The following is a 19816-nucleotide window of genomic DNA, read 5'->3' as shown; positions in this document are numbered from 1 at the left end:
GGAACCGGAGTCTAGCATTCGCATGCGTATGGAAGACTCAGTTCGGCCAGGGCGGAGCGATCCGGTAGCCATCGCGGCCGGCCTGCTTGGCCTGGTAGAGGGCGGCATCGGCGGCCTCGAACAGGCGCGCGGGGCCGTCATCCGGACCGGGTAGCACGGTACATACGCCGATGGTGACGGTGGTCCCGGTCTTGCTGTGGTGGGCCTTGTCGACCGGGATGCTGAGCTGGCGCACCTGGTTGATCAGGGTCTGCACCCGTTGCTCGGCACCGGCAGGAGGCGTATCGGGCAGGATCATGGCGAACTCGTCGCCGCCAAAGCGTGCGGCCAGGTCCCGCGGTCGCCGCGCCATGTCCTCGATGGTGCGGCCCAGATAACGCAGCAGGCGATCACCGACGTAGTGCCCGTGGCTGTCATTGCAACGTTTGAAGTGATCCACGTCGATCAGCAGCAAGGTCAGCGGCCGGCCACTGCGGCGCGCGGCATCGGTTTCGCGGCGCAGCGTTTCCTCGAAGCGCATGCGGTTGGCCAGGCCGGTGAGCGGGTCACGGTTGGCCTGGTGGCGCCAGTAGCGCATCTGCCACAGCGTCCAGAACAACAGCATGCCAATGAGGCCGAAGCTCGCCGCTATCGGGGCAAACCACAGGCTGTTGGCATGCAGCAGAGCCAGGCTGAGCAACAGCGGGGCCGGAATGGCAACCGCGCCGAGCAGCCAGCGTTGGCGGATGCGGGAGGTGATGCCCAGCGCACCCAGTATCACCAGCGCCACGGTGATCGTGGTCTGCAGGAGCGGCGGCAGGGGGCGAATGGCATTGCCGGCCAACAGCATCGCGGCCACGTTGGCCTGGTACTCGCTCCCGCTCATCCAGTTGTCGCGCGAGGTCGGGGTGAGCAGACGCGGGGCGATGCCGCTGGCGGTCATGCCGACGATGACCAAACGGTCCTTCAACAGGTCAGGGGATATGCGGCCTTCCAACACATCGATGTAGGACATCTGCGGAAAGCTGCCGGGCGGTCCGGCATAGCGCAGCCTTACATAGTGGTCGCGATGCCATTGATACGGGGAGCTGGCGCGCGGGCTGTCATCGACCATGCCAGGCAGTGGATCGTTGATGCCGGCCAGCGCTGCGCCCAGTGCCGGCCAATGCGGTGATCCGATGCCGGCCCTGAGATAAGCCCCGCGCGCGACCCCATCGCCATCGACTTCGATGTCGGTATGCGCCAGCGCGGCGGCTGCCTTGGCGATGGCCGGCACCGGCAGCAGTTCCTCGGGAACGGCCTCGTCGCTGGCCGGTGCGGCCAACACCGGTAGCACCACCCGGCCATTGCGGGCGATGGCCGCGGCCAAGGCAGCGTCCTGGCCGGGGTCCTTGCGGTCGGCTTCAGGCAGCATCAGGTCCAGCGCGACGCGCGCCACGCCGGCCTGATGCAGGCGATCCAGCAGCGCCGCGTGCGTGCTGCGTGGCCAGGGCCATTGCCCCAGCTGCTGCAGGCTGCGGTCATCGATGGCGATGATCGCCAGCCGCGGATCGGGCGGGTAGCCCCAGTCACCGACCAGCAGGTCATAGCTGGCTACGTCCTGCTGCCAGAACACCCGTGCATGGCTGAGCCATCCGACCAGCAGGGCGCAGCCGAGCACGAACAGCAGGCGGACCCGCCAGCGTGGACGCAGTGGCCTCATAAGGCGAGCAGCAGCAAGACACCTGCGCCGACCCCATAGCAGAGCCGGCAGCGCAGCTGGATCTGCTGTGGCGCCGAGAACGCGCCGGCATAGCCATCCTCCTCGATGGCCTGCACACGGACGTGCAGGGTGCCGCCGCGCCAAGGCTGCTTGAATGCGACTTCCGGTGTATCCACGTGCTCATCCAGCAGCAGTCGGGAGAAGTCTGCCTTGCGCGAGACCTGTACGCGATAGCGTTCGGCGGCAGCGTCGGCTGGCCAGCGCAGGGTAAGCCGGCCCTTGCTGTCCTTTGCCGAATCCAGTGGCGTGGTCGCGGGCGCATCGCTGAGCTGCAGCGGCAGCGCCTGGCCATAGCGGCCCGGCGCGCTGTCACCGTCGATCGAGGCCAGCCGCCAGAAATAGCTGCCAGCCGGTAAGGGGCTGCCAATGCGCAGGTGCTGGGTGCTGGTCTGCTGTTCGAGCAGGGGGTTGCGGAAGTCGGCGTTGTCGGCGATCTGCAGGACGGTGCCGGTGGCGCCGGCAACCTTGGCCCATTGGAAGCGTGGCTGCAGCTGATGCACGGTCTGCCCGTGCAACGGGGCAATCGTCAATGGCGCAGGCAGGCCGTCGGGCACGGAAAAATCGCGTGCGGCGTCCAGCCCTTCAACCTCGTCGGCGTCGATCGCCCTTACCAGCAGGCGCAGCTGACCCGGAGGCAGGTTGTCGATCCGGATCTGCGGCGTGCTCACTTCGCGGGCGAACAGCAGAATGTCCGGTGTTGCCGCGGGTACGACTTCCACCCGGTAGCCTCGCGCCGCATCCATTGGCTGCCAGGCCGCCAGCAACGGCAGGGACTGCAGGCGCAGTTGTGCCTCCATCAGCTGCGGCGGTGGCAGCAGCGGGCGTGCCGCTGCGGGCGCTGTGCCGGGTGCCGGGATCAGCGTCGCATGGCCGGCGTTGATCAGTCGCTTGCCGGCGCGGTTGCCCACCTGGACACGGCCTTCGACGACTTCGGTGGTCGCTGCACTGTCTTCGCCACCGGCATTCACCCGGAACAAGGTGCCGCGCACGCTGCTGGTCGCGGTGGGGGCAGTGATGATGTAACGCGATGCCGGCCCGCGCGCCGGTGTCACCTGGTTGCTGCTGCGCCCGCGCTGCAGCCGCATGCGGGTGTCGACCATGCCGGTGGCACCGTAGCTGCTGAGCTGGTCCAGCTGCAGCAGCGAGTTCTCGCGCAGTTGCAGGCGTGAATCGTCGGCAAAGCTGAGGGTGACGCTGGCATCGTCTCCGGTCTGCAGCTGGCTGCCGATAGGCAAGAGCATGTCGGCCTGCAAGGGGCGGGTGCCGTTGACCGGGTCGCTGACCTGGACCGGGCCGCGCAATGCAACTACCCGTGCCGGAGCCGGTTGCACGCGCAACCAGGCGATGGGGAAACGCAGGGTCAGGCCGGGCGCGAGCCGGTAAGGGTCGCTGATCCGGTTATGCGCCTGCAGTTGCTGCCATGGCACATTGGCTTTCAGGTAACGCGCACCCAGGTCTCACAAGGTGTCGCCGGGGCGGGCGCGATAGGTCCAATCCTGGGCACTGGCAAATGTTGCCCAACACAGCAGCACTGCAGCCACCAGCAGCTGCACAAGGGAGGGGCGAACGTCGATGTTTCTCACGGCCACTTGGGCTCCAAAAACGCGTGTCCGTTACGCTGGCATCGTGCTGATTGCGGCTTCATCGTTTGGTGATCCGGGCTGCCGTGGCAAGGGCCACGGCGCGATCATCCACGATGGGCTGTCAATTTTCGTGCAATTGACACGCGAATTGAACTGTCTGGCGTTAAGTTAAAACAGTAGCGAAGACATCTTGCGGCGGTAGCGGCCCACCAGGTCCTCGTCTTCGATGACGCGGAACGCATCGATCAGTGCCTTCTTCGGCAGGCTGTCGCGGAAGCTGCGGTCGATGCGCAGCATCTCGATGAACTGTTCCAACGCGGCTTCGTCGGCACCGGCGAGCAGATGATGGATGCCGAGCAGGTAGCGTGCTTCCAGATCATTGCCGTCGGCCTGCAGGCGGGCCGCCAGCGCCTCGCTGGCAGGTGCGTCCTGCAGGGCGGCGGCGAAATCCAGACGGGCGCGTGCGCGGATGGCACGGTCGTCAGTCGCGAGGTTGGCCGGCAGGCCGTCAAGCAGTGCACCGGCTTCACTGGTGGCGCCGGTCTTGAGCAGGGCCAAGGCAAGGTCCAGCTTGAGCTCGGCCTTGTCCGGCTCGGCAGCGATGGCCTCGCGCAAGGCGGCAACTTCGGCGGCCGGGTCCAACGGCAAGGCCTGGGCTTCGTCCTCGATGGCAGCATCCGCCTCGGCAGGGCTGACGCCGTGCTGGGTCAGGAATTCGCGGAGCTGACCCTCAGGCATCGCGCCGGGGAAGCCATCAACGATCTGCCCGTCCTTGATCAGGAAGACAGTGGGTACGGAGCGGATCTGGAAGGCCGCAGCGATCTGCTGCTCCTTGTCCACATCGACCTTGGCCAGTTCGAAGGCACCGTTGTACTCGCCCGCCAGCTTCTCCAGGATCGGGCCCAGGCTCTTGCACGGCCCGCACCAGGTCGCCCAGAAATCGACCAACACCGGGGTCTGCATGGATTTCTGCAGGACTTCGGCTTCGAAGGTTTCGGTGGTGGCCTCGAATACGTGGGGAAGATCGCTCATGGCTGGCTACGTTGCTGTCAGGAACTTCCTTTATGGCGACGGCCGGGCGGGTTCTCAAGTTCTGTGGGGGCTGGCAGGGCAAATAGCAGGCGCGGGCGGCAGGGCGTCAGGTACTGGGTTTCACCGACAGTGCCCGTAGTGCCGAGCCATGCCCGGCAGGGGTTTTCCCGGGCAATCCCTTGCGGCGCACAGCTCCGCACTTTGCGTTGCTCCCTCTCTTTCGCGCAGCGAAGGGGAGGGTTGGGGAGGGGTATGCTCTTCGCGGGCTGATGCCGTGGTGGCTGCGCAGCTTATGGCCCGAGGCCCGCCTGCACTGCTCCTGCGGGTGATCCGGGGCTGATGCGTTGCTGGGCAAGCCCTTGCCGAGCATGGCTCGGCACTACAAAAACGCCGCCTTTCCCGAAGGAAGGCGGCGTTCGCGTTTTTGCGCTGAAGCCAGGACCTCAGGGGTTGCTGGCTGGTTCCTGGGGCGTGTGGATCACCGGGGTGGCCGCAGTCACCGGGGCAACGGCGGGCGTGGCTGGCAGGGTCAACTCAGGATTGACCTGCTGCGCCTGCAAGGCCTTGATCTGCTGGTTCAGGGCTTCCAACTGGGTATTGGTGGCGCGCAGGTCCGAGCTCAATGCCACCGCCTGTTGCTTGCGCTCCTGCAAGGCGTTGCTGACCTGCAGCGACTGCTGGCGCTGTTGTTCCACTTCCTGCTGCAACCCGCGCAGGCGGCGCTCGTTCATGGCCACCAGCTTCTCACTGTAGGCCTTGCCGGCCTGCAGGCGGATGGTGTCCAGATAGACCTGCGCCAATTGCTTGGTCTGGTCGGCGAAGGTGAGGTAAAGCGTTTCGGCGTTTTCCACCGATTCGGTGCGGATCACCCGCCAGAACTCCTTCTCGTGGAACAGCGCGACGTAGTAGTTCAGGGAGTCTGCATGGAACAGCAGGCTGGCACCGTAATTGCCGTTATAGGTGGTGCGCAGCTCGGTAAGCTCCTGGTTGCCCATCAGCCGTTTCAGCTCGGCGACGGTATTGCCGACCGCGCTGTCCTCGCTGTTGGCGGGGGCAGCCGGTACCTCGGCCTCACCACGTTGCCAACGCCCGGCCATCGCGGCAGGTGCCGCCAGCAGGCCGACTACAAGCAGCAGTGCACACGCAAGCCGGCTCGGAAGCATCTCGATCCTTGTCATAAGTCCTCGTAACTCCTCCGAACTGCGATGGCTATCGCAATTCATGAATGCACACTGTACGCGGCTGAGCATAGCATGCGCTCCGGCGCTGGAAAGCCCCGTGGCGTGGGCGTCTGCACGGTTTCGGAAGGAACTCATTCGACCAGTTGGCTGCGGCCGCACTGGATGGATTGCATATGTACGTCGGTGCGACCCAGCTGCAGGCCAAGCACTTCCGAAAGCACGTCCCTGAGCAGCTTGCCAACCCCGTCCAGCAAGGGGCGCAGGAAGCCATCAACCACGGGCTTGAGCAACAGGCACAGCCCACTGCTGCAACTGCCCGTACCCGTGGTCGGGTTGTAGCCGCCGGCACCACTGAGTCCGCCGGGCTTGGTCTGCAGGTATTTGACCAAGGCATCGCGCACGCAGTCGTTGTAACGCAGCAGTCCGTTGATCAGGCCATCGCAGGCGGTCAGGCCCAAGGCATCCAGCAGGCCTCCGACCAGACTGATGTCGCTGATCCCGGTCTCGCGCTTGAAACCCTCCCAGACGCTACCCGGTACCTTGGCGGGCATGCAGACCAGCACGACGTATTTGCAACCGGGGATATCGGTGGTCCAGTCGCCGAGTGCCGGCAGGTTGACCTGGCTGGCCGCGTTCTGCTGGCCGTTCTGCAAGGCCTGCACGACCTTGGCGGGATTGTAGAGGCCGTTGACCTTGGTGGCCTCCAGATACTGGGTGGCCAACTGCTTGGCGACGTCATTGTTGTCGCCTTGCGAGGCGAACAATGCGCCCAGGGTGTCCAGCAGCTCCTTGAGCAGATCGTCGACCAGCTTGCCTATCTTCAGGTCATTGGGCTTGACCGTGCCGGTCTCACCGGCGCTCAGTCGCAACGACTCACGTTGCGACAAGGCTTCCAGCGTGACCTTCTTGTTGAGTACGTCGCGGCCGAGCAGGCTGACCAGGGTCTCACTGCCCAGGCCGGTTCGGCACAACTCGCGGGTGGAGTCCCAGGGAGTGGTTGCCTTGCCGATGCACACATTGGCGATGGCGCTGGTGACATCGATGGTGGCTGTTGCCGGTTGGCTGGCGCAATCGATGGCGGTGAGCCGGCCGAAACCGTCGATCACATCGATATAGGTGGGCAAGCGGATGCGTGTGCCCAGCCAGGTCAGGATCGGACCCAGCGCGGGGATCCGCTCGGAGTCGATATCCAGAAACAGCCGGACCTGGCTGTTATAGGCGGTGGTGCCAACCGGGCCGATGCCGATCGAGGCCGGTTCGACGATGCTGGCCTTGGCGCTGAGGCCCAGCAGATCCAGCTGCGGCACCGCGACAGCGTGCTTCGCATTGGCAATGGAGATGCTGGTGCCCAGTAGATCCAGCGCATTGAGGTCCACATCCAGTGCGCCATTGGCGGCGTCGCTGCCGCCGGCTATCTGCGCGAACAGACCGCTGCTGGTGGCGTTGGAGCCCAGTTGCAGCAGCAGGCCGCTGATGCCCTTGTCGAGCAGTTTCTGCTGCAGCAGGCGCAGATCAACCGCGGCCAGTCCCTGTTGGCTGGCCAGGTTGGCCATCACCTCCAGCAGCCTGCCCACCGACACTTTGTTGGCCGCCAGCAGAGTGTTCAATTCACCGACATTGAGGTCCGTGGCGACCGGGATGCCCAATGCCTGCAGCAATCCGCGCGGGGTGATATTGACGTTGGCCAGGCCCTGGTAACTGGCGATCTGGGTCTGGGTAAGGTCGACCCCGACCAGGCGCAGTATTCCCTGCAAGGGTGCATTGCTGTTGGTGTTGAGCAGGCGCGAACCAACGCTGAAGGCCGCTTGCGGTGAAATGCGCTTGGCCACAGCAGTGGCATTGACGCGGGGCAGTGAAGTGAACTGCCCCAGCAGCGGTATCGCCTGCCGCGAGGCGGTGACCTGCACGGCGTTCAAGGGACGGCTGCTGGCGACCGCTACAAAGCGCGCGCCGGGCGCCAACTCGGCCCCCCAATAGCCGCAGTTGATCGCCAGCTGGCCGGAGAACTGGTTGTCGGTCACCGCGTTGCTGCGCGCTGCCAGGTTGTCCTTGTAATCGGTAGTGCACAGCTCAAGCCGCTGCGCGCCCGCCAGTGCTGCCAGGTCGGCGGTCTTCTGTACATCGCGTTTGCTCCAGTACAGATAGCCGACCTCGACCAGCCCGAGGATCACCACCAGGCCGAGCAGCAACAACATCATCGGCAGGCCGGCGCCCCCACGCTGCCGCGCGCTGTGGCGGGGATCGCTTGGCGCGCGTGCGGGCGGGGGCGAAGACAGGCGCGGGCTGTACATGGTTGGCCTCAGCGGCTACTGCCGCCTTGCTTGGGATCGGGGAGTGCGGCTTCGAAGTACTCGGGGATGGGATGGCTGAAACTGTCGAGATAACGCTGGTAGCTGCGGCTGGCGGCTTCACCAAGCATCGGCAGGGCATTGCCGGGACGACCGCTGTCGGCCTGCAGCTGCAGCAGGCTGCGGGTGGTGTCACCTACCTGCGAACGGGGCAGGTAGGTGCGTTGGCGCGTGGCGGCGGCGCGGCTGTCCGCGACGGTGTCCGGTGCGTCCGTTGCAGTAGCGGGGGTGGTGGCCGGATCTGGATCCGCCATGCGTTCGATCAACGGCGCATGCTGTGCCTGCGCCGATGCGCAGATGCCGAGCATGCCCAGCAGCCATGCGCAGGGGAGGCGAACAGTTCGGTTCATGGCGTTGCCTCCTGCAAAGTGGCCGTCGTGGGGTTGAAGCGATCGAGCATCGAGCCCGGCGGACGGGGCCGCTGCGTGCTGCTGCCAGGTGGTTGCACGGCCAGGGCAGTGGTGTTGTTGACTGCGTTGGCATTGCTGGCGGCGGCTGCCTGTCTCAAGGTTTGTGCCAGGCGGTAGATTTCGCTTCGTGCCGACTGCGGCAGGTCGGCGCGCTGGATCATGCTCTCGGCCGTCGCATGCTGCCCTGACAGCATTGCCCACAGGGCTAGGTTGGAGATGGCGCGGATGTTTTCCGGTGCGAGCTCCGCCGCTTTTGCCAGCGGTGCACGCGCCTGTTCGAATTGGCCAGCCTGCAGCAGCGCGAAGCCAAGATCGCCCAGGTAGGCGATGTTGAGTGGATCGGCACGCACGGCGCTTTCCAGTGCAAGGCGCGCGCCATCGTGGTCACGCGCGTCGGCCGCGATCAGGCCAAGCCCATGCCAGGCCGGCGCGGCCTGGGCGCCTTTGGTCAGGCCACGATAGATGTTGCCGGCCGTGCTGCGATCGCCGGTTTCGCGCAGTGCGTTGGCCTGCAGGATGCGCAGTTCCGGACTGTCGCCGAAGCGTTGCCGGAAGGCATCGATATGCGCCAGCGAGGCGTAGTAGGCGCCTTGCTGTTGCATCTGCCTGAGCAGTCCCAGATACATGCCGCGGTCATCCTGGGGGGCCTCCACCAGGGCCGGTTCCACGGGAGCTTGCCGGTAGGCGGCATGCTTGCCACCGCAGCCGGCCAGCAGCGCAGGAAACAGCACAATCAGCAGCACCGTCTTGGCTTTCGACGCACCGATCTTCATCACATCCCCTTGATCGCGGCGGCCAGCGAGATGATCGCCGGCCCGGCCAGTACCAACATCAACGCCGGCAGCAAGGTGACCATCATCACCACGGTCATCTTCACCGAAAGCTTGCCGACCTTCTCCTTCATCTTCATGCGGCGCTGCTCGCGCAGGCGCATGCCGAACTGCTTGAGCGGTTCCTGCACCGCGCCGCCATGCTGGTGCACCTGCAATATCATCTGTATCAGGCTGCGCAGGTCGTCGTTGTCGAACGACTCGGACAGGCGCCGCAGCGATTGCGCGCGACTGCGGCCGCGGCTGTACCCGGCATTGGCCAGCTGCAGTTCGCGGCCCAGCACGGGGATGGCGATATGCAGTTTCTCGGCGACCATCTGCAGGCTCTGGTCGATGCTGAAGCCCACGCCCTGCAGCAGCCGCAGCAGGTCGATCAGCAAGGGCAGTTCTTCATCCACTTTCCTGCGCAGGCGCGCAGCCCAGCTGCGCAGCAGCAGTTTCGGCAACAGGATGCCCAGGGCAAAGCCGACCAGCAGGACGATCAGGGTATCGCCGCCGTGCGGCTGCAGCACCAGCACGGCGATGAAGGGCATCAGCACGGCCAGCAACAGTCGGGTGGCGAGAAAGGCGGCAGTGCCGGTGTTGTGGTTCCAGCCCACCTGTTCCAGCAGCAGTCTGTCCTCCGGCGCCAACAAGGCTTTCTGCAAGCGGCTGCCATCGAAGTGCTGGCCAATGGCGGCAAGATCGGCCAGACGCTGCCGCCACCAGCCGATCTTCGGCGCATTGTGCGGTTCCACATGCTGGGCAGTGTCCAGCGCGCTCTGCAAGGCCGCACCGGCCTGCTGGCTGCGCCGCCCGCGATAGAGCAGGCCGGCCGCCGCCAATACCAGGGCCAGCACGACCAGCATCATGGCGATGGTCAACAGCAGATTCATGCTGCGCTCCTGCGAAGGGAGGAGGACGTGCGCGCCGTCATAGCGATTTGGCCAGCCGGTACAGCAGGAAACCGCCAAACAGCTCCAGCAGCACTGCGATCAGCAGGATCTTCTTGCCGAGTGGCTCATGGAACATGGGCTGGAAGAAATCCGGGCTCATCAGCGCCATCGACAGTGCTGCGCCCACCGGTAGCAGGGCCAATACCCAGGCCGACATCCGGGTCTCGGAGGTTGTGGCCTGCAGTTCGCGCTGGACTTCCTCCAGGTCGCGCATGAAATCACTCATGCGTTGCAGTATCTGGTCGCTGCGGCCACCGATGCGGATGCTGGTACCGAGGATCACTGCCAGCATTTCCAGCGGACGCAGCCGATAGGCCTGCGCGGCGTGCTGCAGGGCGCGGTCCAGGTCCATGCCCGCGCGGGTATAGGTCAGCGCGTTGTCGAGGATGGGGCGCAACGGTGGATCGACGTTCTGGGTAGCGCTCTGGAATGCCATCGACAGGCTGTTGCCGATGCCGGCCATGCGCACCATGTTCTCCAGGAAGTCCGGCATCTGCGCGACCAGCCGTTGCTGGATCTTGTCGATGCGCCGGTACAGCCATAGCGCCACGCCCAGCAGGTAGAGCGCCAGCACAAAGACCCCGAACCAGGCACTGCCCAGGCGCAGGCCGGCCGCGATGGGAAGGCCGATGGCGGGCAAGGCGAGCATCAACAGCGTGCGCGGTGTGTCCGTCAGGCCGGCACGACGCAGCAGCTCGGCCCAGCGCTTGCCGGCGGGGCGGGTGTTGCGCGCTTCTTCGGCCGCACGCTGTGGGCCGGGCTGCGACAGCCGGGTGTCGGCGTGGCTGGCGGCGGCGCGCTGCTGCACGCGGGTGGCAAGCCCCCACCACAGGCCCATGGCGACCGCCACCAGCCCAAGCGCGACACTCCCCAGCAGCAGCGGCACCATCATGAAGAGAAGCTCCCCATGTTGGCCTCGCGCAGCTCCTGCCGGAACGGCTCGAGCTTGTAGCAGTGCGGATGGAAGCCCAGCCCTGTCCAACGATCACGTTCGCGGTTGTCCTGGTCAACCCATGCCTCGTGCTTGAACAGCTCCTGGCTGGTGATGACGTTGTCGCTGACGCCGGTGATCTCGGTGATGGAAACGATCACCCGGCGGCCACTGCCCAGTCGCGAAATCTGCACGATGAAATCGATGGCGCTGGCGATCTGCCGGCGCAGGCTGTCCTCGCTGCCCTGGAATCCGGCAAAGCCGGCCAGCATTTCCAGCCGGTACAGGCAGTCGCGCGCGTTGTTGGCGTGCACGGTAGCCATCGAGCCGTCGTGACCGGTGTTCATTGCCTGCAGCATTTCCAGCACTTCGGCGCCACGGACCTCGCCAACCACGATGCGGTCCGGACGCATGCGCAGGCTGTTGCGCACCAGGTCGCGGATGCTGACCGCGCCGCTGCCATCAAAGCCGCCCATGCGTGACTCCAGGCGCACGACATGCGGGTGGTTCAGGGCGAGCTCGGCGGTGTCCTCCACGGTGACGACCCGCTCGTTGTGCGGGATGAAGGTTGCCAGTGCATTGAGCAGTGATGTCTTGCCGGAGCTGGTACCGCCGGAGATCAGGATGTTGCAGCGCCCTCGCACCATCGCGTTGAGCAATGCATACATGGGTTTGTCGAACGCGCCACGGCCGAGCAGTTCGTCCGGGGTGAACGGGTCCTTGCGGAACTTGCGTATCGATACCATCGGCCCGTCGACGGCCAACGGCGAGATGATGGCGTTGAGGCGGCCGCCATTGGGCAGGCGCGCGTCGACCATCGGGTTGGAGTCGTCCAGGCGCCGGCCGAGCGGGGCGATGATGCGGCGCAGGATGCGCAGCAGGTGGCGGTCATCGCTGAAGCGCTGGGTCGAACGACGCAGCATGCCGCCGGCAGAGACATGCACGTCCTTGTAGCCGTTGATCAGGATGTCCTCGATCTCCGGATCATGCAGCAGGTCATCGAGCGGCCCGAAGCCGGTCAGCTCCTTGTGCAGAGCGCTGGCAACGGCTTCCATTTCCTGTGCGTTGACGGGGATCTTCCATTCCTTGACGAAGGCGGCGGTCTGCGTGCGCACGTACTTGCCGATGGTTTCTGGTGACCAGGAATCGATATCGACGCGCTGGTCCTCGACATGGTTGAGCAGGTACTCATGGGCGGCGGACAGCACGCTCTGGAACTGTTCGGTCTGCTCGAACGGCACGCTCGGTGCCGCTTCCACCGAGAGTGCCGCGGCGGCGATGCGGGGGGACAAGGGGGTGACTTTGTCTTCCATTGTTATCTACCCAGCAGATTGGCGAGACGCGCCAGCGGTGAGGCCGGTGCGGTGGTCGGAGACGGGGCGAGACGACGCCGGTCCAGCCGCTGCAGCAGTGGCTGCAGGGCCTTGAGATAGGGATCGCGCGGGGCCGCATCTGTCAGCAGCCGGCCCAGTCCTGCGTTGGAGCGCAGCACCCGCGAGCGGTCCGGGAGCGTGGCCAGCAGCGGCAGGTTGAAGCGCTGCGCGATCTGGGTATCGGCCAGGCCGCCGTTGGGATCGAAGCGGTTGACGATCAGTTGCAGGCGTTCGTCGCGCAGGCCACGGCTTTCCAGCTCGCGCATGGTCTGGTCGAGGGAGACCAGTGAACCGATGGCCTGGTCGGTGACCAGCCAGACCTCGGAGGCGCTTTTGAGCAGTGTGGTGGGTAGCAGCTGTACCGGCAGGCCGCCAACATCGCACAGGCTCAGCGGGAAAACGCTGCGCAGGCGGTCCAGCAACGTGATCGGCTCGTGCTTCTTCAGCAAGCTGCCGCTGGCGATGCCGAGCAGCGCCATGCCGCTGGGGTGATGTGCAAAGGCCGTGCCGGCGAAGGTGCGATCCATTCGTTCGACGTTGCGCAGTGCTTCCTCATAGCTGAAGTGGCTTTCCATGCCCAGGTACAGCGCGGCATCGGCAGCGGGTTGGCCCAGGTCGATCAGCAGCAGCCAACCCTGCAGGCCGGCAGCATCGGGCGACACCGGGTTCTGTTCGGCCAGACTCACTCCCAGATGGGTTGCCAGGGTGCTGGTGCCCACGCCGGGGCGCACGCCCAACAACACGATCAGGCGGCCGTCCGGGCGCAGTTCCGGCGTGGTTGCCACGCGCGCGGGGGTGGGGACGGCTGCGACGCGTTCAAATACCTCCAGCATCTGCGCGGTGCTGTTGTCGATGTCGATGAAGTCGCAGACGCCGGCGCGCATCGCCGCCAGCAGGTGTGCAGCCTGTTCCGGACCGGTAGTGCCCAGGCCGATCAGCGCCGGGCAAGCAGGCAATGCATGCAGCTGCCGGGCCAGATCGGTGGAATAGGCAGCGTTGCCACCGCAGTAGTCGAGCAGCACGAACGCCGACGCCGCCGCGGCCTCCAGCAGTTGCCGCGGCGCGGTTTCGCGACTGTCGACCCAGCGCAGGTTGGCCTGCCCCGCCAGTGCCGCCCCCAGCCGCGCCATGTGGCGGTTATCCGGTGCGTACAGCAGCAGATTCAGCTCAGCATGGCGTTGGGTCTGGGGCAATGGCATCACCGGGGGCATGGGAATACGTCAGCGTGAGAAACCGGGGAGTTGGTCGGGGCTGGCCGGATGCAGCAGCCATGCGCCCCAGACCGGAAGGCGCGGCTGTGCTTCGCGTTGGCCGGGCAGGGGAATGTCGGTGCCACGCGCCAGCGGCTTGACCAGGCGCGGTGTGACGACGATTACCAGTTCCTTGTCTTCGCGCTTGTAGCTGAGATTGCGGAAGAACGAGCCAAGCACCGGAATGTCGCCCAGCAGCGGGATCTTGTTGACGTTGGAAGACAGTTGGCTGCTGACCAGTCCGCCGATGACGAAGCTCTCGCCATCGCCCAATTCCACCGTGGTGTCGGCACGGCGGGTGGAGATGGCCGGGATCTGGGTGCCATCCAGGGTGATGCCGCGGGTGTAATCCAGGTCACTGGCTTCCGGCGCCACCTTCAATGCGATGCGGTCGGCGGACAGCACCGTAGGGGTAACGGTCAAACCAATGCCAAACGGCTTGAAGCTGACGGTGGTGGTGCCCAGTCCCTGCGGTTCCAGGATGGGCAGCTCGCCACCGGCCAGAAAGCTCGCGCTCTGCCCGGACAACGCCACCAGGGTCGGCTCGGCCAGTACCCGCGCCATGCCGTTGGCCTGCAGCAGGTCGATATTGGCCTCCCAGGCACCGGGGACGGATTTGGCGATCAACTTGAAGGCCGACGAAAGCGCACCACCGTCGCCGCCGCTGCTGGGAGAGGTCATGCCGTAGCTGAAGCCGCCGTTGATGTTCTTGAAGTTGATGCCAACCTGACGCAACACGCTTTTGTTGAACTCCACCACCTTCACCTCGACCTGCACCACGCCGCTGCTGGCAATGGTCGCGACGTCGCTGATCACCCCCTTTTCGCCAATGGCGGAGGCGGCGGCCTTGCGACGGGCTTCGTGTTCCAGCAGGGAGCTTGCGCTGCCCGACAGCAGGGCCTGGCCATCCTGCACGGTGAGCAGGTTGCCGTTGTCAGTCAGCAGGCCGCCTTGCACCGCGTTGCGCACTTCAACGCGGATACGCGATGGCGCAGCCTGCTTCTGCAGCCACAGCAGCAAGGTGGTGCTGCCTGCGGACTTGCCAACCAGCAACGCTTCGCTGTTGCGGCCGATACGGGTGATATCGGCGATCGAAGGATCGGCGATGGCGATGCGCTCCACGCCCGCCGGCAGGGTCCAGGGACGCTGTTCGTTGAGTTCGAGAACGACGCTGCTGCTGGTCTGCGCCTGGGCGAGCGGCATCAGCGGCGGCAGGCTGCCGCTCGCCGCAACAAGTGCCAGGGCGAGCAGGACCGATGCAGTGCGGGAAGAGCGCTGGTGCAAGATTGTGCCCCCGGTCATGGCGAAGACAGACGGTTGGATGGGGTCGTGCCACGGATGATCTCGATACCCTGGCGTGTGGCCGGACGTGGCGAACGCCGCCGTTGCGGTGCCGTGGTGGCGCCATTTGCGCTGGTCGCCGGCGTCGAGCGGCTGCCGTCGCCTGCCAGCGCACTCAGGTCGATGCCGGCATAGGCACGGTTCTCCGGCCGCGCGGCAGCCTCCGCCGCGGCATCGTCCAGATTGCCGCGCAAGGCCAGCACCGGCGGCGGCGCGGCAAAGATGGTTTCGTCGGCCAGGCCCGTGTCGCCGGGGTTGCGCAGCGCCAGGAACAATTTGCCACTGTGTGCGGCCAGCAACAGGCGCCCGGCATCCTGCACCGGGACGGCGAGGATCGCACTGCGTGCCTGTGCGGCATCGGCATTGTTCGCACCGCTGCTGCGGCTGTCGCGGGCGGCGATGGTTTCGGCGCGGCTGCCGGGCTCCGGTGGCAGCTCGCCGACGTCATTGTTCTGTGCGTCGTCGGAGGCCGCCCGTTGGCCTACATCGGCGTTGCCGTAGCCGAGCACCTGCAGGCGCGAGAGCAGCAGCCGCGCCTGGGTATTGGAGCGGCCGCTGGCTGCCGCCGATGGATCCTGCAGGCTCATGAAGACATCGACGTAATCACCGGGCGTGACGCGATTGCTGACCCCGGCAAGCTCGTCGACCGGAACCGCCACCGCGCGTTCGCCTGGCTTGATGCCGATTGCAATGCCCTGCAGCAGGTGCTCGCTGGTGATCATTGCACCGGCAGCGATGTTTCTTGACGGCGTGCGTCCTTCCACTTCGCCGATCACCGTGTAGCCGTTTGCAGGCGGCAATGCCATTTCGGCGATGGTGAGATCACCGGCGGCAATTGGCTGGCCGGCCGGCAGCTCCTTGCCGGCGACCACCATCAGCCGCTTGGGCGGTTGGCGTAGCGTCGCTGTGTCGTGCGCGCTGTCGGCCGCTGCTGGTGCCCGGCGGCCCAATCCAAAGGCAAGCACCATCAGCAGTGCGGCGATGGCCAACAACAGGATTGCAGCTATGCGTATTGCCTTTGGCATCTTGAAGCTCCTCCCCCTTGGAGTCCGCGTTCAGCGGTCGCCTAGATCCAGTTGAACAACGGCGGTACTGCTCAGTGACTTGCCCATGGTCCACCCCATCAACGTGCCAGTGCCGGGCATGAAGGGGTGGGCATCATGGTCGTACGAGGTGGTCACCTTGATGCACTTGACAGTGCTATCGGCGGCACAGGCATAAGGTTGAGATACCGCAATCGGTGCAGCACTGGCCGTGCCACAGCTGGCCGCGGTCCTGGAGTAGTTCAACAACCACTGCATCGAACGTGCGGCTGCCTGGCAGGCATTGTTGCGTCGTTCGGCAGTAGTGCCATAACGCAGTGACGCACGGGCACCTTCTCCGGCAGCCAAGGCCAGTGACTGTTGGGCGGCGAAGATCATCACGCCGGTGAAGGTGATGAACAGCAACGGCAGCACGCCGAACATCATCATCATCGCGAACTCGATGGTCACTACCCCGCGCGTACGCCGGCGGCCTGGTGCTTTCCGCCTAGACATGGGCACCTCCGCTTGCCACGAGTGCAATCATTGCCAACCCCAGATAGGCCGCATAGGGAATACCCTGGCGGCCGCGACGTGCCGAGCGCAGATCCATCCGCCAGTCTGTTACCCGTCCGGAGCCCTGCAGCGACAGCACCATCCGTTGCAGCGGGAGCGGGGCGTAACCGGCGGCCAGCGGCCAGCAGATGGCAACCAGCGCATGCAGGCCGGCCGCCAGGCTGGCGATGATCCATATCGGCAGCAAGGCAGTGCTGCCGAGCAGCAAGCCGATCACCGAGAACAGCTTCACATCGCCTGCGCCCATCCAGCCGACGGCATAGAAGGGCAGCAAGGTGGCCAAGCCGATGACACCGCCGAGCAGGCAGTCGGCCAGCGACGGAGGGCTGCCAAACTGCAGCAGCTGCATCGCCGCCACCCCTGCAAGGACCGCCAGCAGCGTCCGGTTGGACACGCGACGGGCCAGCAGGTCGCTGATCGCGACCTGGGCACCAAGCAGCAGCGCCGTCAGGTAGGTGAGGGTCATGGTGGCCGCCGCAGCTCAGGCTGGCGTGCTACCGGTGCCGCCGCCAACCAGTTCGGTCAGCTTGTCGAGGACGGTCTGGAATACGGTTCTCAGGCCATCGCGTGCGAAGAAGATGATCAGGCCGGCCACCACCGCAGCCAACAGCCCGTACTCCAGTGCAGTGACACCGTCTTCTTCCCGGAAAAACCTGCGCAGCTGTGCGTTCATGATGTTCTCCCTGATGACCCGGTGTCGGTAGTGCACCGACAGATAGCCGGGCGATGGGCATTGCTGCCCGATTGAGGTCATTGGGATACGCGTGACACCGGCAAGAGTGTGCCGACGGTCGCACGGTGTGCCGGATGATGTAGGCGGCTTTCCTACCGTTGCTTCCGTTGTCCCCTGTCGGCATGCCGCGCATGCCCGGAAACATCATTGCAATCGGCCCCGTAGGCGGATGCGCATATTCGGCAAGAATCAATTGTTTTTCATATATGTGATGGACTTGGCGAATCGGCCATGGCGGAGCCGGCGTGAAGATCGTTTTTTTTTGTCAGTATCCAAGCGCAGGACGTATTTGAACGCACCTGCACGTGTGATTCCGTAATGCGGGTTTCAGGCTGTGCGGCAGGGGATTGCAGGTTTTGCTCATTGACCTGCAACGGATGGTCGGGCTTCTGAAGCGCGTCCTGGTCAGGATGCGCAAAGGCGTTCACATGGATGCGGTAGTCGGCGGAAACGGTTTGCGATCATTTGATCTGGCGTCGCTGAGTGGCACGCTTCGGGTGTGCCACGTTGAATTGGTGTTGCTCGACGATCAGCCGCCGACGGCCTCGATCACCTCCTTCGTCCACGACCAGGCCTTGCTCTGCACCTTCGAGATCGGCGCGCGCACGCGCGGCCGTTTCATGTTGCCGCTGGATTGGTGCCTGTTGGGTTGCCTGCAGGCGGTGGATCCGGACAGCAGCTGGTGCCATGGCGTCCCGTTGGTGTCGGGCAATATCGTGTCGGTGATGCCCGAGGGCGTCACCGAATTCGCGCTGGGTGCCGGTAGCCGGGTGACGTTTGTGCTGGTTCCACTCAAGCGTTTCCAGGAGCGCGCGGCCGCACAGCGGCTCGGCAGTCCGCTGGAAGAAGCCGCCGGCGTTCCCTTGTTGAGCAATCGCCCGCATGTGCCGCTGCAAACCTATTACCAGGGCCTGCACGAACGCATACGGCAAGGCGAGGTGGGCAGTGAAGAGATCGATGCCATGCTCGATGCGCACGTCAAGGAAGTGGTCACCAACGGGCCGCCGGAGCGCGCCGGCTGCAATCGCAGCCGCCGTGCGCGGTATCTGATCTTCCGCCGTGCTGAAGACATGATGTACGCCAATCTGCGCCGCCACATCTACATGCATGAGCTGTGCGATGCGGCGGGTGTGAGCGAGCGCGCCCTGCGCTATGCGTTCGAGGAGCTGGTGGGTATTTCGCCGGTGCGCTATCTGTCGATGCTGCGTCTATGCGAAGCCTGCCGCAACCTGTCCAGCGCGGATGCCGGGCGCAAGTCGGTCAAGTCGATCGCACTGAGCTGCGGTCTGTGGGATCTATCGCGCTTCGCCGACAACTACCGCAAGGTATTCGGTGAATTGCCGAGCGAAACCCTGATGCGCGGCACTTACTCGCCCGCCTGAGCTGTGCGTCGGCCAGCTGCGTGACGTCCATCACTCAATAATCGCTGTTGCCGAATACGTGCATGTGCGTGCCGACAACGGGCATCGCTTTGCCAAATCGTCCTATGGATGTGCCGGATGCGCGCAAACCGGCGCGCGTGCAAGCGGTGTACTGGCCTCACGAACCAAGACCCCTCCGCGCCCGGACGGGTCGAACCGGAGGCTCCACATGAACCGCATCTACCGATTGGTCTGGAACCGTGCACTCAATGCATTCGTTGTCGGTTCCGAATTGGCCAGCGTGCAAGGCAAGCGCTCGGGCCCGTCGAAGTTGTCGCCGTCCGTATCCTGGAGCCTGGCGGGCGTGGGCAGCGCCATTGCGCTGGCGATGGCGGGCCCCGCTGCGGCAACCGACGCCAAGCTCGCCGACCTGCAGGACCTGGTCGCCAAGTACAGCGCTACCGATGCCCAGCAGATTGTGGCCACCACCTTGCCAGCGACCAGCGCGGGCGCTGCGCTTGGCACCTCGGTCACGCTGCCGGCGGTATTGCGGGTGGATGCATCGGCTGCGGTCGCGATCAAGCCGCAGGCCGCGTCCGCGCCCGCAGCGATACGCGCCCGGCTTGGCGTGCGCGCCACGTTGCCGCGCGCACATGCACAGGGGGCAGCAGGTGATCCGGCAGCGGCGCTGGCCGTGGTCGGCGACGCCGCCCTTGCGGTGAAGCCGCTGGCGGCAGCGGCCAACGCCACGGTCACGGCGACGGTCGGGCCATTGACTGGAACCGGCGCAGGCTTGCGGGGCATCGCAGCGGTATTGCTGCCGGGCAAGGAGGAAGGCGGAAACCCGCTGCACGGGACGCTGGTTTCGACGACGGGCGCGGTCAAGGAGTTGACCGCCGAGGTGCTGGGTGGCCAGCCGGTGGCGGCAATCCAGACACTGGGTGCACATGCAGGCGCAACGGTGACCCCGCTTGTCGAGCATCTGGGCGGCGGTGTCGGCCATGTGGTCGGCGGGTTGCTGCCAGGTCATGCGCCGGGCGGGAATCCACTGCAGGGGGCGCTGGTTTCGACGGCGGGCGCGGTCAAGGAGCTGACCGGCGAGGTGCTGGGTGGCCAGCCGGTGGCGGCGATCCAGACACTGGGTGCACATGCGGGCGCAACGGTGACGC

General features: G+C 65.5%; 18 protein-coding genes. 2 read left to right on the top strand and 16 right to left on the bottom strand.

Annotation, left to right across the window (positions count from 1 at the left end; translation table 11 throughout):
• Positions 1-37: 37 nt before the first annotated feature.
• The 16 genes from RT131_RS16525 to RT131_RS16450 form a co-directional block, all read right to left on the bottom strand.
• A complete protein-coding gene (locus tag RT131_RS16525; RefSeq protein WP_313173858.1) occupies positions 38-1681 on the bottom strand; it encodes a CHASE2 domain-containing protein in 1644 nt (547 codons plus the stop codon).
• Positions 1678-3168 (bottom strand): FecR domain-containing protein, encoded by a 1491-nt coding sequence (locus tag RT131_RS16520; protein ID WP_313173857.1) that lies wholly within the window; start codon positions 3166-3168, stop codon positions 1678-1680. The genes RT131_RS16525 and RT131_RS16520 overlap by 4 nt, the downstream gene beginning before the upstream one ends.
• Before the next feature lie 324 nt (positions 3169-3492).
• Positions 3493-4356 carry a thioredoxin gene (trxA, locus tag RT131_RS16515; RefSeq protein WP_313173856.1) on the bottom strand — a complete coding sequence of 288 codons (864 nt, stop codon included), beginning with the start codon at positions 4354-4356 and terminating at the stop codon, positions 3493-3495.
• A 443-nt stretch (positions 4357-4799) separates the two neighbouring features.
• Positions 4800-5534, bottom strand: coding sequence for a DUF2968 domain-containing protein (locus tag RT131_RS16510; RefSeq protein WP_313173855.1), 735 nt, complete (start codon positions 5532-5534; stop codon positions 4800-4802).
• A gap of 134 nt (positions 5535-5668) precedes the next feature.
• The gene (locus RT131_RS16505) at positions 5669-7828 is read right to left on the bottom strand and encodes a TadG family pilus assembly protein (RefSeq protein ID WP_313173854.1); all 2160 of its coding nucleotides are present in this window, start codon (positions 7826-7828) and stop codon (positions 5669-5671) included.
• Between the two features lie 8 nt (positions 7829-7836).
• Positions 7837-8235 (bottom strand): DUF3613 domain-containing protein, encoded by a 399-nt coding sequence (locus RT131_RS16500; RefSeq protein WP_313173853.1) that lies wholly within the window; start codon positions 8233-8235, stop codon positions 7837-7839.
• Complete coding sequence (locus RT131_RS16495; RefSeq protein WP_313173852.1) at positions 8232-9068, bottom strand: Flp pilus assembly protein TadD; 837 nt, start codon at positions 9066-9068, stop codon at positions 8232-8234. Before RT131_RS16495 ends, RT131_RS16500 begins: the two co-directional genes overlap by 4 nt.
• Positions 9068-10000, bottom strand: coding sequence for a type II secretion system F family protein (locus RT131_RS16490; RefSeq protein WP_313173851.1), 933 nt, complete (start codon positions 9998-10000; stop codon positions 9068-9070). Before RT131_RS16490 ends, RT131_RS16495 begins: the two co-directional genes overlap by 1 nt.
• A 37-nt stretch (positions 10001-10037) precedes the next feature.
• Positions 10038-10952 (bottom strand): type II secretion system F family protein, encoded by a 915-nt coding sequence (locus RT131_RS16485; RefSeq protein ID WP_313173850.1) that lies wholly within the window; start codon positions 10950-10952, stop codon positions 10038-10040.
• The gene (locus tag RT131_RS16480) at positions 10949-12304 is read right to left on the bottom strand and encodes a CpaF family protein (RefSeq protein ID WP_313173849.1); all 1356 of its coding nucleotides are present in this window, start codon (positions 12302-12304) and stop codon (positions 10949-10951) included. Before RT131_RS16480 ends, RT131_RS16485 begins: the two co-directional genes overlap by 4 nt.
• A gap of 2 nt (positions 12305-12306) precedes the next feature.
• A complete protein-coding gene (locus RT131_RS16475; RefSeq protein WP_313173848.1) occupies positions 12307-13557 on the bottom strand; it encodes a fimbrial protein in 1251 nt (416 codons plus the stop codon).
• A 27-nt stretch (positions 13558-13584) separates the two neighbouring features.
• Positions 13585-14817, bottom strand: coding sequence for a type II and III secretion system protein family protein (locus RT131_RS16470; RefSeq protein WP_313173847.1), 1233 nt, complete (start codon positions 14815-14817; stop codon positions 13585-13587).
• Between the two features lie 95 nt (positions 14818-14912).
• A complete protein-coding gene (cpaB, locus tag RT131_RS16465) occupies positions 14913-15980 on the bottom strand; it encodes a Flp pilus assembly protein CpaB (protein WP_313173846.1) in 1068 nt (355 codons plus the stop codon).
• 30 nt (positions 15981-16010) lie between these two features.
• On the bottom strand, positions 16011-16493 hold the full coding sequence (locus RT131_RS16460; RefSeq protein WP_313173845.1) for a pilus assembly protein: 483 nt from the start codon (positions 16491-16493) through the stop codon (positions 16011-16013).
• Positions 16486-17019, bottom strand: a complete 534-nt coding sequence (locus RT131_RS16455) for a prepilin peptidase (RefSeq protein WP_313173844.1) — start codon at positions 17017-17019, stop codon at positions 16486-16488. The genes RT131_RS16460 and RT131_RS16455 overlap by 8 nt, the downstream gene beginning before the upstream one ends.
• 15 nt (positions 17020-17034) lie before the next feature.
• The gene (locus RT131_RS16450; RefSeq protein WP_313173843.1) at positions 17035-17226 is read right to left on the bottom strand and encodes a Flp family type IVb pilin; all 192 of its coding nucleotides are present in this window, start codon (positions 17224-17226) and stop codon (positions 17035-17037) included.
• Between the two features lie 488 nt (positions 17227-17714).
• Between RT131_RS16450 and RT131_RS16445 the strand changes: the two genes are divergently transcribed.
• The gene (locus RT131_RS16445; RefSeq protein WP_313173842.1) at positions 17715-18668 is read left to right on the top strand and encodes a helix-turn-helix domain-containing protein; all 954 of its coding nucleotides are present in this window, start codon (positions 17715-17717) and stop codon (positions 18666-18668) included.
• A 208-nt stretch (positions 18669-18876) separates the two neighbouring features.
• The coding region (locus RT131_RS16440) for an ESPR domain-containing protein (protein ID WP_313173841.1) at positions 18877-19816 on the top strand (940 nt) is incomplete at its 3' end.

The sequence above is a fragment of the Stenotrophomonas sp. genome (genome assembly GCF_032066555.1).
Classification (GTDB): domain Bacteria; phylum Pseudomonadota; class Gammaproteobacteria; order Xanthomonadales; family Xanthomonadaceae; genus Stenotrophomonas.
Note: the sequence above shows the minus strand (reverse complement) of the source record. Positions and strands in the feature narration are given on the sequence as shown.

Bases quoted from the DNA above. Each gene is read 5' to 3' on its own strand.
- RT131_RS16445 (WP_313173842.1), top strand. From the start codon at position 17,715: ATGGATGCGGTAGTCGGCGGAAACGGTTTGCGATCATTTGATCTGGCG.
- trxA (WP_313173856.1), bottom strand. From the start codon at position 4,356: ATGAGCGATCTTCCCCACGTATTCGAGGCCACCACCGAAACCTTCGAA.
- cpaB (WP_313173846.1), bottom strand. From the start codon at position 15,980: ATGCCAAAGGCAATACGCATAGCTGCAATCCTGTTGTTGGCCATCGCC.
- RT131_RS16490 (WP_313173851.1), bottom strand. From the start codon at position 10,000: ATGAATCTGCTGTTGACCATCGCCATGATGCTGGTCGTGCTGGCCCTG.
- RT131_RS16495 (WP_313173852.1), bottom strand. From the start codon at position 9,068: ATGAAGATCGGTGCGTCGAAAGCCAAGACGGTGCTGCTGATTGTGCTG.
- RT131_RS16455 (WP_313173844.1), bottom strand. From the start codon at position 17,019: ATGACCCTCACCTACCTGACGGCGCTGCTGCTTGGTGCCCAGGTCGCG.
- RT131_RS16470 (WP_313173847.1), bottom strand. From the start codon at position 14,817: ATGCCGCTCGCCCAGGCGCAGACCAGCAGCAGCGTCGTTCTCGAACTC.
- RT131_RS16460 (WP_313173845.1), bottom strand. From the start codon at position 16,493: ATGTCTAGGCGGAAAGCACCAGGCCGCCGGCGTACGCGCGGGGTAGTG.
- RT131_RS16500 (WP_313173853.1), bottom strand. From the start codon at position 8,235: ATGAACCGAACTGTTCGCCTCCCCTGCGCATGGCTGCTGGGCATGCTC.
- RT131_RS16485 (WP_313173850.1), bottom strand. From the start codon at position 10,952: ATGATGGTGCCGCTGCTGCTGGGGAGTGTCGCGCTTGGGCTGGTGGCG.
- RT131_RS16480 (WP_313173849.1), bottom strand. From the start codon at position 12,304: ATGGAAGACAAAGTCACCCCCTTGTCCCCCCGCATCGCCGCCGCGGCA.
- RT131_RS16505 (WP_313173854.1), bottom strand. From the start codon at position 7,828: ATGTACAGCCCGCGCCTGTCTTCGCCCCCGCCCGCACGCGCGCCAAGC.
- RT131_RS16525 (WP_313173858.1), bottom strand. From the start codon at position 1,681: ATGAGGCCACTGCGTCCACGCTGGCGGGTCCGCCTGCTGTTCGTGCTC.
- RT131_RS16450 (WP_313173843.1), bottom strand. From the start codon at position 17,226: ATGAACGCACAGCTGCGCAGGTTTTTCCGGGAAGAAGACGGTGTCACT.
- RT131_RS16510 (WP_313173855.1), bottom strand. From the start codon at position 5,534: ATGACAAGGATCGAGATGCTTCCGAGCCGGCTTGCGTGTGCACTGCTG.